Source organism: Nocardia aegles (genome assembly GCF_052545135.1).
Window position 1 is genome coordinate 17,160 of sequence record NZ_JBQWRI010000003.1, and the last position, 13,970, is coordinate 31,129.

General features: G+C 70.5%; 11 protein-coding genes. 7 read left to right on the forward strand and 4 right to left on the reverse strand.

The window, feature by feature from the left end:
• Positions 1–25: 25 nt before the first annotated feature.
• Both ACT89H_RS10090 and ACT89H_RS10095 read left to right on the forward strand, forming a co-directional pair.
• The gene (locus ACT89H_RS10090) at positions 26–1,816 is read left to right on the forward strand and encodes a DEAD/DEAH box helicase (RefSeq protein ID WP_445108296.1); all 1,791 of its coding nucleotides are present in this window, start codon (positions 26–28) and stop codon (positions 1,814–1,816) included.
• A 117-nt stretch (positions 1,817–1,933) separates the two neighbouring features.
• Positions 1,934–5,299, forward strand: coding sequence for an AAA domain-containing protein (locus tag ACT89H_RS10095; protein WP_445108297.1), 3,366 nt, complete (start codon positions 1,934–1,936; stop codon positions 5,297–5,299).
• Here ACT89H_RS10095 and ACT89H_RS10100 read toward each other — a convergent pair.
• Together ACT89H_RS10100 and ACT89H_RS10105 are read right to left on the reverse strand one after the other, a co-directional pair.
• A complete protein-coding gene (locus ACT89H_RS10100; RefSeq protein ID WP_445108298.1) occupies positions 5,269–6,447 on the reverse strand; it encodes an alanine racemase in 1,179 nt (392 codons plus the stop codon). The two genes, ACT89H_RS10095 and ACT89H_RS10100, sit on opposite strands and share 31 nt — an antisense overlap.
• Positions 6,448–6,489: 42 nt before the next feature.
• Positions 6,490–6,972, reverse strand: a complete 483-nt coding sequence (locus tag ACT89H_RS10105) for a TetR family transcriptional regulator (RefSeq protein ID WP_445108299.1) — start codon at positions 6,970–6,972, stop codon at positions 6,490–6,492.
• A gap of 416 nt (positions 6,973–7,388) precedes the next feature.
• Here ACT89H_RS10105 and ACT89H_RS10110 point away from each other — a divergent pair, with 416 nt between their 5' ends.
• Positions 7,389–8,135: a tyrosine-protein phosphatase gene (locus ACT89H_RS10110; protein ID WP_445108300.1), complete on the forward strand. Its 747-nt coding sequence runs from the start codon at positions 7,389–7,391 to the stop codon at positions 8,133–8,135.
• 7 nt (positions 8,136–8,142) lie between these two features.
• Here ACT89H_RS10110 and ACT89H_RS10115 read toward each other — a convergent pair whose 3' ends face one another.
• Together ACT89H_RS10115 and ACT89H_RS10120 are read right to left on the reverse strand one after the other, a co-directional pair.
• Positions 8,143–9,381 (reverse strand): class I adenylate-forming enzyme family protein, encoded by a 1,239-nt coding sequence (locus tag ACT89H_RS10115; RefSeq protein ID WP_445108301.1) that lies wholly within the window; start codon positions 9,379–9,381, stop codon positions 8,143–8,145.
• 92 nt (positions 9,382–9,473) lie between these two features.
• Positions 9,474–10,268, reverse strand: coding sequence for an enoyl-CoA hydratase/isomerase family protein (locus ACT89H_RS10120; protein WP_445108302.1), 795 nt, complete (start codon positions 10,266–10,268; stop codon positions 9,474–9,476).
• A gap of 38 nt (positions 10,269–10,306) precedes the next feature.
• Here ACT89H_RS10120 and ACT89H_RS10125 point away from each other — a divergent pair, with 38 nt between their 5' ends.
• The 4 genes from ACT89H_RS10125 to ACT89H_RS10140 all read left to right on the forward strand — a co-directional run bounded on the left by ACT89H_RS10125 (position 10,307) and on the right by ACT89H_RS10140 (position 13,967).
• Entirely contained in the window at positions 10,307–11,332 is a 1,026-nt protein-coding gene (locus ACT89H_RS10125; protein ID WP_445108303.1) for a glutathione S-transferase family protein, read from the forward strand.
• 138 nt (positions 11,333–11,470) lie between these two features.
• Positions 11,471–12,202, forward strand: coding sequence for a hypothetical protein (locus tag ACT89H_RS10130; RefSeq protein ID WP_445108304.1), 732 nt, complete (start codon positions 11,471–11,473; stop codon positions 12,200–12,202).
• Positions 12,199–13,188: an ABC transporter ATP-binding protein gene (locus tag ACT89H_RS10135; protein ID WP_445108305.1), complete on the forward strand. Its 990-nt coding sequence runs from the start codon at positions 12,199–12,201 to the stop codon at positions 13,186–13,188. The genes ACT89H_RS10130 and ACT89H_RS10135 overlap by 4 nt, the downstream gene beginning before the upstream one ends.
• Positions 13,185–13,967 carry an ABC transporter permease gene (locus ACT89H_RS10140; RefSeq protein WP_445108306.1) on the forward strand — a complete coding sequence of 261 codons (783 nt, stop codon included), beginning with the start codon at positions 13,185–13,187 and terminating at the stop codon, positions 13,965–13,967. The genes ACT89H_RS10135 and ACT89H_RS10140 overlap by 4 nt, the downstream gene beginning before the upstream one ends.
• Positions 13,968–13,970: the final 3 nt, after the last annotated feature.

Consider the following 13,970-nt stretch of genomic DNA (forward strand, 5'->3'; position numbering starts at 1 on the left):
GCCCCACACAGTAAACTCCTGCTCAATGAGCACTAATCAGGTCGACAGCGTTCCTGGCGACGACGACAGGGACACCGACGGCCCGTCCTTCGCCGATCTGGGTATCGATGACCGCATCCTCGCGGCCATCGCCGATGTCGGTTACGAATCGCCCTCCCCCATCCAGGCCGCGACGATTCCCCCGTTGCTCTCGGGCGCCGATGTCGTCGGTCTCGCACAGACCGGCACCGGCAAGACCGCCGCTTTCGCCATCCCGATCCTGATGGGGCTCGAGCCGGTCGGCCGCAGTCCGCGCGCCCTCGTGCTCGCGCCGACCCGTGAGCTCGCGATCCAGGTCGCCGAGGCCTTCGGCCGCTACGCCGCGCACATTCCCGGCCTGCACGTGCTGCCCATCTACGGCGGGCAGAGCTACGGCGTGCAGCTGTCGGGGTTGCGCCGCGGCGCGCACGTCGTGGTCGGCACACCGGGCCGGGTGATCGATCACCTGGAGAAGGGCACGCTCGATCTGTCGCAGCTGCAGTATCTGGTGCTCGACGAGGCCGACGAGATGCTGAAGATGGGCTTCCAGGAGGACGTCGAGCGCATCCTCGCCGATACGCCCGCCGACAAGCAGGTGGCGCTGTTCTCCGCGACCATGCCCGCCGCGATCCGCAAGATCTCCAAGCAGTACCTGCACGAGCCGGTGGAGATCACGGTCAAGGCGAAGACCTCCACGAACACCAACATCACCCAGCGCTGGGTGCTGGTCTCGCACCAGCGCAAGCTGGACGCGCTCACCAGGGTGCTCGAGGTGGAGTCGTTCGAGGCGATGATCATCTTCGTCCGCACCAAGCAGGCCACCGAGGAACTCGCCGAAAAACTGCGCGCCAGAGGCTTTTCCGCCGCTGCGATCAACGGCGACATCGCGCAGAACCAGCGCGAGCGCACCATCGGCCAGCTCAAGTCCGGCGCACTGGACATCCTGGTCGCCACCGATGTGGCCGCACGCGGACTGGACGTGGACCGCATCTCGCACGTGGTCAACTACGACATCCCGCACGACACCGAGTCCTACGTGCATCGCATCGGCCGCACCGGCCGGGCCGGGCGCAGCGGCGAGGCACTGCTGTTCGTCGCGCCGCGCGAGCGGCATCTGCTCAAGTCGATCGAGCGGGCCACCCGGCATCCGCTCACCGAGATGCAGCTGCCCAGTGTGGAGGATGTCAACGCGCAGCGCGTCACCAAGTTCGGCGACGCCATCACCGAGAACCTCACCTCGTCGAATCTCCCGCTGTTCCGCAAGCTGATCGAGGATTACGAGCGCGAGCACAACATCCCGCTGGCCGACATCGCCGCGGCGCTGGCGGTGGGCTCCTACGACGGCGACAACTTCTTCATGGAGCCCGAGCCGGAGCCGGTGGAGCGCCCGCAGCGTGAGCGGACTCCACGCGAGCGTCCCGCTCGCCGCTTCGACGAGGAGCGGTCCGGCGGCTCGGCCCACCGGGTCACCGGAACCGAGCTGGCGACCTACCGGATCAGCGTGGGCAAGCGGCATCGCGTGGTGCCCGGCGCGATCGTCGGCGCCATCGCCAACGAAGGCGGCCTGCGCCGCAGCGACTTCGGGCACATCAGCATCCGGCCCGATCACAGCCTGGTGGAACTGCCCGCACAGCTGCCGGAGGAAACACTGGAAGCGTTGCGGCGCACGCGGATCAGTGGGGTGCTCATTCAGCTGCAACTGGATCAGGGTCCGCCGCAGCATCGCACGTTCAGCCGCGGCCAGCGCCGGGAGCGCGAGGGCGGCAAGCGGCCGGAGCGCCGTAAGCCGCGTTCCTGAGCCGGGCAGGGTAGGTCGAGGTCAGGCGCGCTGGCTACAGTGTTGCGGGTCCGTGTGTAATTCGGCGCTTGCCGGCAGCGGGTGTCCCGCGAAGACACAGGAGGGCCGCGTTTGTTCGTGTTCGGTGATCGTGTCGTCTGCACCGCCGTCGATCTCGTCCGCGCGGCGCACTGCGAGTTCGCCCTGCTGCGCGCCCTCGACGCCGAACTCGGCACCATCCCGGCCGACCCCGACCGCACCATACCGGGGTGCGAGCCCGCGCCGGGGACCGATGACGTCCGGCGCCGCCTGCTCGACGACTACCGCGCGCGCTTCGCCGGCGCGGTGGTCGAGATCGACCGCCCGCCGGACGAACCGGGCGATCCCGGCCGCCATGTCGCGGCACTCACCGCCGCGCACGCCGACACGGTCGCAGCCTTGCGCTCCGGCGCACACGTGGTGCACGGCGCCACCTTCTTCGACGGCCGATTCCATTGCTCCGCCGACTTCCTGGTGCGGGCCGAACATCGGGTCCGCTATACCGTGCACGGCATCGCGCCCACGACCGCGGATCGGGTGTCCGCCGCCCTCGAACTCGCCGCGTGCGCCGACGCGCTCGACCACTCGGGCGCGCTCACCGCGCCGCTGGTCCGGCTGCATCTCGGCGCGGAGAGCAGCGCCCGAACGCTGAGCGAGCTGCTTGCGCTGTATCGGGCGCGCCGGAGCCGGGTGGAGCGCATCGTGGACGAAAAGCTCGCCGAACTGTTGCCCGTGCAGTGGGGCGATCCCCGCTATCTCGCCTGCGGCCGCTGCCGCGGCTGCGCCGCCGCCCTCTCCGCCGCGCGTGACCTGCTGCTGGTCGCCGGCATGCCGCCCGCCGCGCGCGCCCGCCTGCGGGAAGCGGGGGTGAACACCATCGATCGGCTGGCCGGCGCCGAGATCGCGGTTCCCGGTGTGCCGCCGCGCACCGTCTCGGCGCTGCGCCGCCAGGCGGAAATCCAGCTGCGGCGGGAAGTTTCGGGCCGGCCGACCTACGCGGTGCTCGACGCTACCGTGCTCGGGGCGCTGCCCGCACCCTCCCCCGGCGATCTCTCGCTCACCATCACGGGCGGCGGACGGACTCCGCTCGTCGTCGAGGTCGGCGGCCCGGACATGGTGCATCTCTCGTTGCGCGGACCGAGCGGTTCGAGCGAGCCCGGCCGCGCCGCGGCCGCCGAACGCCACGTGCTCGAGCAGGTGCTCGATTATCTGACCCAGCGCCGCCGGATCGATCCCGGCCTGCACGTCTACCACTACTCCGCGGCGGTGCGGACCGCGCTGCTGCGCTGCACCGGACGGCACGGCGTCAACGAGGAACTCGTGGACGAGCTGTTGTGCGAGGGCGTCCTGGTCGATCTGTATCCGATCGTGCGCGGCGCGCTGCTCATCGGAGAGACTTCCTACCGGCTCCGCGAGCTGCGCCGACTGCTTCCCGGCGCGCCCGCCGAACACGATTGCCACACGGTGCTGCGGTTGCGCGACTGGCTGCTCGATCGCGCGGCCGAGCAACGCGTCGCCACGCCGACCGGGACACCGGACACGTGGTGCGCCCCGGCGGTGCCCGGCGAGCCGGCGCCGCCGTCGTCCCGGCCGTCGTCGCTGGAGGCCGCGCTCGCGGAATACGCTGCCGCGCAGGGTGATCCGCTGCATCCCGCCGCGCTGATGGCCGCGACGCTGGGTTACCACCGGCGCGAGCGGCAGCCGCTGTGGTGGGCGCATGCCGACCGGCTCAGTCACCCGGTGCGGGAATGGCCGGAGGCCCCGGGAGTGCTGGTGGCCGACTGGGGCACCGTCGACACCAAATGGCATCGCCGCCCCGACCGCCCGGCGATGCGGCGCTATCTCACCCTGACCGGACGAATCGGCACCGGTTCCAGCGGCGCCCCCGGTCCGAGCGTGCTCACTCCGGGTACCGCCGTCTACACCTTCTACGATCAGCCGATGCCGGGCGGCATGGTCACCGCCGCGGGTCAGCGGGCCACCGCGACGGCGACGGTTCTCGGCTGCTCGGTGGACACCGAATTCGACGACACCGTCCGGCTGGAGGAATCGCTGCCCGAAGGCTGCGAACCCTACGACGAACTGCCCTCGGCGATCGCACCCGGCCTTCCGGACTGGGACGAGAACGCCGAACTAGCCATCGAACTCGCGGCGCAGCAATTGCTGATGACCTTGCCGGACACGCCGCGCACGGCCGTGTTCGACATCCTCGCGCGTCAACCGCCCCGGCAGCACGGCGCCGCCCGGTTGCCCGAGGTGCACGGTGACTACGCCGCCGCGATCACCGCCGCGCTGTGCGCTCTCGATCACTCCTACCTGGCGGTGCAGGGTCCGTCGGGCACGGGGAAGACCGCGACCACGGCCCGGGTACTGGAGCGCCTGATCACTCGGAACAAGTGGCGGATCGGCATCGTCGCGCCATCGCCCGCCATCGTGGAGAACCTGCTCGACGCGGTAGTGCGGGCGGGTGTGCTGCCGGAGCTGGTCGCCAAGAAGGACGCGGCGACGGTCGCGCCGGAGTGGGTGGTGATCGACGCCGCCCGCTATCCGCGGTTCCTGGACAACGCGATCAGCGGCTGCGTCCTCGGCGGCGACCCGGCCGATTTCACGAACGAGGATCTCGTACCGCGTGCGGGTCTGGACCTGCTCGTGATCGCCGACGCGGGCCGCTTCCCGCTGGCCGAGACGGTGTCCGTCGCGGGGTGCGCGCGTAATGTGTTGCTGCTCGGCGACCCGGTGGCGTCCACCGCGCGCGGCGCCCATCCCGCGCCCGTCGGTGAATCGGTGCTCGGGTGGCTGGCCGATGGACGACAAACCTTGCCCGCCGAACGCGGGTACTTCCTCGACCGCACCTGGCGCATGCACCCGGCGGTGTGCGAACCGGTCTCCCGCCTGTATTACGACGGCCGCCTGCGCGCCAACGAAACGGTCACCCTGGCCCGGCAACTCCACGGCGAAGAGCCCGGGGTGGACACCGTCCTGGTGGATCACTACGGCAACGCCACCGAGTCACCGGCGGAGGCGCGCGAAGTGGTGCGCCGGGTCCGCGCGCTGCTCGGCAGGTCCTGGACCAGCGGCGCGACCACGCGCAGACTGCATCCGCACGACATCTTCGTGGTCGCTCCGTACGCCGCTCAGGTGGGGCGCATCCAGACGCTGCTGGCCCGCGCCAAGATCGAGGACGTCCTGGTGGGCACGCCGGATCGCTTCCGCGGCCGGGAGGCGGCGGTGGTGCTGCTGTCCATGACCACCTCTTCCCCCGCCGACGCGCCCAACGGCATGGCGTCGCTGCTGTCGCGCGGCCTGATCCACGCGCTGTGCCGCGCCATGTGGAAGGCGATCGTCATCCGCTCACCGCTGCTGACCGAATATCTGCCCGCCGACCCCGACGAACTCGCCGATCTCGGGGCGTTTCTGCGGTTGACCGGCGCCGGTCAACCGAAGCAGACACCCTCGCCCCGATAGGTCGGCACACGCTCGCGGTGGCCGCCCTCGTCGACCAGATACACGGCGTCGAACCGCTCGCACAATTCACCGGCCTTCGCGTGCCGGAACCACACCCGGTCGCCGATCCGCAGTTCAGCGGCGCCCGACAGCGGGGTCTGCACCTCGCCCGCGCCCTCGGTGCCGAGCAGCTTCGCTCCGCGCGGCCACACCGGTTTGGGCGCTCGCGACCGCCCGGCGGGACCCGAGGCGATGTAGCCGCCCGCGAAGACGGTGGCGATATCGTCCGCCGGACGCCGCAGCACGGGCATCGCGAAGTACAGCGACGCTCTCGGCTCGAACGACCGATAGTCGTCGAACAGCGTCGGCACATACAACCCGGATCCGGCGGTCACCTCGGTGACGTCCGGATCGGCGACGCTGACCTCGATGGATCCGCTGCCGCCGCTGTTGACGATCTCGAGCTCGCCGGTCACCGAGCGGACCGCGGCGAGCACCGCGGCCCGGCGCTGGCGGATCTCCGCCGCGGACGCCCGCTTCACCGCGCGCACCGCGACGTTCGCGTCCGGCAGCCCCGCGATCTGCGCCTCGTAGGTCATCACGCCGACCACGTCGAAGCCCCGCCGCCGCGCCTGGCCCGCCAGCGTGGCAGCCTGCCGCGGCGTGCGAACGGGAGAACGCCGCACCCCCAGGTGCAGCGGCCCGATCCGCAGGGAGGCGTCCACGTCGAGGCAGATTCGCGGCCGCACCCGGTCGGAGCCGACGGCGGCGCGGAACAGGTCGAGTTGGGCGGCATCGTCGATCATCAGCGTGATCGAGCGCAGCGCGATATCGTCGGCCGCCAATTCGGCCAGCGCGGCACGGTCCACACTCGGATAGCCGAGCAGGACATCGCGCGCCCCGTGCCGCACGAGCCACAGCGCCTCGCGCAAGGAGTAGGACATGATGCCCGCGAAGCCACCCGCGGCGGTGAGATCGGCGCCGAGGACTTCGGCGAGCACTGCACGGCAGCGCACGGATTTGCTGGCTACCCGCACCGGTGTGCCACCGGCTCGCCGCACCAGGTCAGCGGCGTTCGCGCGCAGAGTGGACAGGTCGAGGGCGGCCAGTGGCGGGTCGAGTTCGGCGGTGGCCGCGTGCAGCCCCGCGATCGGCGACGTCTCGGTCACCCGACAACTCAACCACCAAGTTGGTCAGACGTCCAGAAGTTGTCAGAGCTCCGCGGCCTTCGCGGCCAGTACGCTGACCATCTCGTCGAGCACCACAAGCATGGTCTCGTCGTTGCAATCGACCAGCCAGCGCAGCATCGTGCCCTGCATGATCGACACGACATTGCAGGCGATCGCCTCCACCGGCTCCAGCCACTGCGTTCCCGACAATCCGGCACACATCTGCAGGAACGCGACGACTTCGGCGTCCTTCTCCCGATAGAACTCCGTGGTGATCGGGTCGGGGAAGCAATCGGCCTTGACCGCCCAGCGGGCGCGCAGCGCCTGCAGGGTCATCTCGTACGACCGGATCTGCTTGTCCGGGGCAGCCTTGATCAAGGGCCAGTACGCACTGACACCGGCGTGCAGCAGCACCCGCAACGCGCGCAGGCCTGTGTAGTCGAGCGTGGCCGCCGCGGCTTCGACCGCATCGGTGACGGCGGGTTGTAGCCGGATATCTGTTATCACTTCTCCACGTGCGCTCAACGACGACTCCCTCTCGGCGAAAGAACTCACGCACCTGCGTTGGCGCGACTCGCTGAACAGGGCGGGCAACATCGGGAAATACCCACGCTGCCCGGTCCAACGTTCACCAATGGTAGAGCGTTTTCGGGGCTTAAGAACGGGTTGGATCGGCAATTCCAGACTGGAGGAATGTTTTGTTACCCAAACGGAATGGGTATGCGATCGCACCGTGCCGCCCGGAAATCACGCCATGACGGCGGAACTCGGCGGCGCCCGGCCGGGAGACAGACCGTTGACCACGGTACGGTGCAGGCCCCGAGCAGCCCAAATTCTGTGGCGAATCCCACAGTGAAAAAGTCCGAAATGGTCAGCCTGTCGTGGTGGGTACGACCCGCTGTCGACACCCGTTCGTTCCGCGCGGCGGATAACCTGGGTCGGTGACTCTCTCGCCCCCCGCCGACCAGTACTTTCTCTCCGGCACGTTCAACTTCCGCGACACCGCTGGTCTGCGCACCGACGACGGCGCCAAGGTCCGCCCCGGTGTCCTGCTGCGCTCGGCGCAACTGAGCGGACTCGACGACGCGGGCCACGTCACGCTGCGCGAACTTGGCGTCAGCGCCGTCCACGACCTGCGCGGACATCGCGAGATCGACCACATCGGCGCCGACCGGCTGCCCGCGGACGTCCGGCTGGCCATCACTCCGTTCGACTCCCGCATGGCCGAGGCGCCGCCGCACGAGGCGAGCGCGCAGAACGCCTACACCCACATGCTCGAGGTGTATCGGATGTTCCCGGCACTCCCCGAGGCGCACGCCGCCATCGCCTCCCTCGCCGAGTCCGTCCTGCGCGGCGACGGCGCCGTGCTGGTGCACTGCGCTGCGGGCAAGGACCGCACCGGGTGGGCCGTCGCGACGCTGCTGCGCGCGGTCGGCGTCACCGAAGCCGACATCCGGGCCGACTATCTGCTCAGCAACGGGGCCGTCCCCGCGCTGCGCGCCCTGATGACGGCCAAGCTGCTGGGCGGCGAGGAACTCTCCGTCGACCTGCTCGGAGTGCGGGAGGAATACCTGGATATCGCCACCGCCTCGATGCGCGAGTTGCACGGCGACCTGGACGGCTATCTCGCGACGATCGGACTGACACCCGGCCTGCTCGGGCGGCTGCGTGAGCGAATGCTGGAGTGAGACGATCTCACTCGACGGGCACCACTGCCCTGCACACCAAACCGTCGGCGTCGATCGTCACCTGATCGCCGGTGTGGAACCAGGTTCCGGTGAACCGCGCCGCGGTCGTGGTGGGGTCGTCCCAGTAGCGCGGGGTGACATTGGGCCCGCGGCACAGCAGTTCGCCGTGTCCCGCCGTCGCCCGCGGACCCCACAGCGCCAATTCCGTTCCGCCGAAGGGAAATCCGAGCACCGCGGCGGCATCCGACGAGTCCGGACGCTGGGCGTCGTCCACCGCGAGACCGATGCCGCTGGTTTCGGTTGCGCCCCACACCGACCACTGCCGGGCGGCGGGGAACACGCCGCGCAGTCCGGCCGCGAGGTCGGCCGGCGAGGCGGCGCGGTGACCGGCTTTGCTGATCCGTGCGATGCCCTCGGTGCGCAGTCCGTCGGCGCGCAATTCCGCGAGCCGGGGCAGCAGGCCCGCGAAGATCCGCGGCGTCGCGGAGACCATGTCGATGCGCTCGGCGGCGATGGCTTCGGCCATGCCGCGGGTGTCGCGGGTGAGCACCACGGTGCCGCCGACGGCGAAGGTCGGCAACAGCTGATCCACGCAGCCGCCGGCGTGGGCCAACGGCAACAGCACCAGGTTGCGCAGGCCGTCGGTCGGCAGGTCCAGCGCCGCGACCACCGAACGCACAGCCGATAGCAGATTCTCGTTGGTCAGCTCCACACCCTTGGGCGTGCACGTCCCGCTCGTGTAGCACAGCAGCGCCAGATCGCCCAGCGCGGCGCCGTCGTCGATGTAGGCGGCACCGTCGGGCAATTCGGTCCCGGCGCCCTGGTCGCCGAGCACGAAATCGGCGCGGCTGTCGGCGATCACGCGCTCGGCGACCGATTCCGGGAGCGCGTCGTGCACCAGCACCGGTACCGCGCCGCTGAGCAGGGCGCCGAGGAATGCCTGCACCCACCGCGCGCCGGAGGGCATGTGGACGGCGACCCGATCGCCGTAGCCGATGCCGTGCTCCTGCAAGCCGCCCGCGATCCGGGACGCGCGGTGCCACAGCTCCCGGTAGGTCAGGCGCGGGCCACCGATCTCGACCACGGCTTCGCGGCTGCCGAAGGCGTGCACCTGCAAATCGAGTAGTTCGGTCAGCGCGGGTGTGAGGTTTCCGTAGCGCAGCACTCCGTCGGCGCCCCGGGCCAGCGGGTTGTCCCAGACGTGCGGGCCGGCGAGGGGATATTCGACGAGCAACTGCGACAACATTCGTCCTCCGCGTGCCTCGAGTGATCAGGCACTGCGACTATATGACGCATCTCACAACTTCGCTGGAATAGACGATGAACGAGTCCTAGCTGTCACCGGCCCGCGTAGCGCGCTTTCCCAGGACCGTGCTCGAGGAAACTCCGCACACCGCCCCGCAGATCCTCGGTGTCGAACAGCGCGCCGGACACCTCCGGCGTCACCGAATCCGCATGTGCCACCCCGCCGGAACGCCAGGCCCCGATGATCTTCTTGGTCGCCGCGTTCGCCTTCGTCGGGCCCTCGGCCAGCCGGTGGGTCAGCGCTCGCGCCGCGGCGTCGAGATCCTCGTGCACGGCGTTGACCACGCCCCACTCGGCCATGGTCGCCGGGTCGTAGAGGTCACCGGTCAGCACGAACTCGCGTGCCCGTCCCGAGCCCGCGCGCTCGGCGAGGCGCTGCGGACCGCCCATCGACGGGGTCAGCCCGACCACGATCTCCACCAGTCCGAACTTCGCCTTCGGCGCCGCGAGCAGGATGTCGCAGGCGAGCGCGATCTCGAACGCGGCGGTCAGGGTCAAGCCGTGCGCCGCGAACACCACGGGGCACGGCAGCGCCTCCAGCGGATGGATGATCTGCGCGAACAAGGTGCGCCACAATTCCGCGCCCTGCTCCGGCGTCAGGCCGTCGAAGATGTGCACGTCGACGCCGCCGGAGACCACCGTGCCCTCGGCGCGCAGCAGCACCGCGCGCGGCGGCCGCGCCGACAGCTCGGCGATGTCCGCGATCAGCGCGTCCAGCATCGACCGGTCGAAGAGGTTGAGTGGCGGATGCGCGAGCGTGAGGGTCGCCACCTCCGCTCCGCCGTCGGTGACGTCGCGTTCCAGGCGACTGGCCTTCGTTTCACTCATCCGGTCAGCGTACGAGGTCGATCTGCAAGACTGTCGCAGTGACCAAGTCGGCCAGTCAAAGCGGTTCCTACGTCGAGCCCGGCGAGTTCAAGCGGGACACGAACTACATCACCACCCGGATCACGGCCGACGGCCGCGACGGTTACCCGGTCGAGCCGGGGCGCTACCGGCTCGTCGCGGCACGGGCCTGCCCGTGGGCCAATCGCACGCTGATCGTGCGCCGTCTGCTCGGGCTGGAGCCGGTGCTCTCACTGGGCCTGTGCGGACCCACGCACGACAAGCTGAGCTGGACCTTCGACCTGGATCCCGGTGGGGTCGACCCGGTGCTCGGTATCCCGCGGCTGCGCGACGCCTACCTGGCCAGGTTCCCGGACTACCCGCGCGGCATCACCGTGCCCGCCATCGTGGACGTGCCCACCGGCCAGGTGGTCACCAACGACTACGCGCAGATCACGCTCGATTTCTCCACCGAGTGGACGGCGCACCACCGGCCCGGCGCGCCGCAGCTGTACCCGGAGCCGCTGCGCGCGGAGATCGACGAGGTGAACCTCGCGCTGTTCCGCGACGTCAACAACGGCGTCTACCGCTGCGGGTTCGCCGGGGCGCAGGACGCCTACGACTCCGCCTACGACCGGCTCTTCGCCCGGTTGGACCAGCTCTCCGAACGCCTTGCCGCACAACGCTATCTGGTCGGCGACACGATCACCGAGGCCGACGTCCGGCTGTTCACCACGCTGGTCCGCTTCGACGCGGTGTACCACGGGCACTTCAAGTGCAACCGGTCCAAGCTCAGCGAGATGCCGGTGCTGTGGGCGTACGCGCGCGACCTGTTCCAGACCCCCGGCTTCGGCGACACGATCGACTTCGGGCAGATCAAGACGCATTACTACGTCGTGCACCGGGACATCAACCCGACCGGGATCGTTCCCAAGGGCCCCGATCTGGCGAACTGGCTGACCCCGCACGGCCGAGAGGCCCTCGGCGGCAAACCATTCGGCGACGGAACCCCGCCGCCCCCGCCGCCGTTGGGCGAACGCGTGCCCGCGATCCACACTTCCGGGTAAGAGCGCACCCGTCCGGGTCGAAAGCCAGGCAGCCGCCGCTGGAACCGATGCGGCTGGGTACTTCGTTGTCATGACGAGCTGACGGCGACCGGTGCCATACAGTTCTATCCAGCAGACCGGAAGAGGAGGATGCCGCCGATGCTCAAAGGCGCGTTCGAGAAGACGGTGATCGAACTGCTCGACACCGGGTCCCGCCTGCAGGCCCCCGCGGTCGCCAAGTACGTGGACCGTATTCGCCGCTCCCACCCCGACGAAAGCCCAGCGCAGATCATCGACCGGCTGGAGAAGCAGTACCTGCTGGCGGTGACCAGCAGCGGCGGCGCGGTCGGCGCGACCGCGGCTCTGCCCGGCGTCGGCACCGTCGCGGCCATCGCCGCGGTGAGCGCGGAGACCACCTTCTTCATGGAGGCCTCGGCGGTGTTCACGCTCGCGGTGGCCGCGGTACACGGCGTCACGCCGGAAGACCGGGAGCAGCGCAGGGCGCTGGTGCTGGCGGTCGTGCTGGGCGAGAGCGGTATGGAGATCGTGCAGAAGAGCGTCGGCACGTCGGCGAAGAACTGGGGCACGGCCTTCGCCAACCGCATCCCCGGGCTGTCGAGCATGAACGACTCGCTGCTGAAACGGTTCATCATCCGGTTCATCACCAAGCGCGCCGCGCTGATGGCAGGCAAGGTTCTGCCCGCGGGCATCGGCGCGGTGATCGGCGGTGCCGGTAACCGCGCTCTCGGAAAGGCCACGATCACCAACGCGCGCAAGGCATTCGGACCGCCGCCCGCCACCTGGCCGGTCGACCGCCACCTGGTCGTCGAGGCCGATCCGCTCACCGCGATCGATCCCGCGAAGCCACGACCTCCGGCCACTCCGCGATGAGCGCGACACGGCCGATCGCGTTCGCGGTCCGGGGATTGACGAAGCGGTACGAGCAGGCGACCGCCGTGACGGACGTCAGCTTCACCGTGCCCTCCGGCACCGTCGCCGCACTGGTGGGTCCGCGCGGCGCGGGCAAGACGACCATCCTGCGGGTGCTGCTCGGGCTGCTGGCTCCGACCTCGGGGACGGCGTCCGTCGGCGGGCCCGGTTCCCGGCCGGACGGCGCGGGCTCCGCGGGCGTGATCGGCGGCGTCCTCGCGCCACGCGGACTGCATCCGGCCCGGACCGCGCGCGAACACCTGTGGATCTACGCCGCCGCGGCGAACGTCGTCGACAGCCGGGTGACCGAAGTACTCGAGCTGGTCGGCCTGGCCGAACACGCCAGGACGAGGATCCGCGTCCTGTCGACCGGGCAGCAGACCCGGCTGGCGCTGGCCACCGCCCTGCTCGGCGACCCCCCGCTGCTGGTGCTGGACGATCCGATGGACGGACTCGACCCCGCCGAACGCGGCTGGCTGCACGACTTCCTGCGCAAGCACAGCCGTCGCGGCGGCACTGTCCTGCTGACCAGCGAAAGCCTCGGCGCCGTGCTGCCCGCCGCGGACCAACTGGTCGTGCTGAGCGAGGGCGCGGTGGTGTACCAGGGCACCCCGGCTCGCTTGCGGCGCGGCCATCCGGACCGGCTGGTCGTCGCCGCGTCCACCCCCATCGCACTGGCCACCATGCTCGCGGCACAAGGATTCACCGACGCGGTGATCCGGCCGGACGGCCGCCTCGCCGTCGCCGAAGCGAGCGAGGCGCAGATCAGGACAGCGGCCACGGCGGCGCACGTGCGCATCGACGGCATCGTGCCCGATCCGATCCATCCCGATCGCGTACTCGCGTCGCTGACCACATCGACCGCCGCGCCCGCGCCGCACTACCCGGGCCTCGCCGCGCCCCGCGCCCAGCCACCTTCGCCGACGCCCTACGGAATCCCCCGATGATCGCCATCCTGCCCGCGGACCTGGTGCCGAACGTCCACTCCGAGGTGCGCAAGGTCGTCACCCTGCCGCGCGGCCGGGCGCTCGCCGCCACGCCGCTCGTCGTGGCGCTGCTGGCGAGCGTCGCGTCGGCGAGCCTGGCCGGGCCGCCGGATCCGCGCGGGCAACCCGCCACCGGCGCGGCGACGATCGGGCTCTACGTCGGCCTCGCTGTCGTCGTGCTGGCGGCGGCGGTCTTCGGCGCGGTGGCGACCGGTGCGGAGTACCAGTACCGCGGTATGGCCGTGACCACCCTGTTCAGTCCCGACCGCGATCGGCTCGCCGCCGCGAAGTTCCTGGTGGTCGGGGCCTGCGCGCTGGCGGCGGCGGTGGCGGTGGAACTGGTTTCGGTCGGTGCCCTCTTCGGCGTCGGCCACAGCAAGATCCCCGTCACCGGGGAGTTCTTCGCGGTGCTCGGCGGCGGGCTGCTCGCCGCGGTCTGCTGGTCGCTGATCGGCGCGAGCGCAGGCATCCTGCTGCGGTCCTCGACCAGGGCGGTGGCGCTGCTGCTCGGCTGGAGTGTGCTCGCCGAGCCCGTGATCTGGCTGATCGCGCGCGGGCTCGGCATCGCGGGGGTGGTCACGCTGCTGCCGGTCTCCGCCTGCGTCGGCACCGTAGCGGTCGGCTCCTATCCCGACAGCGACTTCCTGGCCCCCACCCCGGCCGCCGTGGTGGTCCTGCTGCTGTGGACCATCGGTCTGGGCGCCGCGGGCTGGTGGCAGCTGCGCACCCGCGATCTGTGATCC

Coding starts and splice junctions, on each gene's coding strand:
- ACT89H_RS10090 (WP_445108296.1), top strand. CDS start 26: ATGAGCACTAATCAGGTCGACAGCGTTCCTGGCGACGACGACAGGGAC.
- ACT89H_RS10115 (WP_445108301.1), bottom strand. CDS start 9,381: ATGTTGTCGCAGTTGCTCGTCGAATATCCCCTCGCCGGCCCGCACGTC.
- ACT89H_RS10120 (WP_445108302.1), bottom strand. CDS start 10,268: ATGAGTGAAACGAAGGCCAGTCGCCTGGAACGCGACGTCACCGACGGC.
- ACT89H_RS10130 (WP_445108304.1), top strand. CDS start 11,471: ATGCTCAAAGGCGCGTTCGAGAAGACGGTGATCGAACTGCTCGACACC.
- ACT89H_RS10135 (WP_445108305.1), top strand. CDS start 12,199: ATGAGCGCGACACGGCCGATCGCGTTCGCGGTCCGGGGATTGACGAAG.
- ACT89H_RS10140 (WP_445108306.1), top strand. CDS start 13,185: ATGATCGCCATCCTGCCCGCGGACCTGGTGCCGAACGTCCACTCCGAG.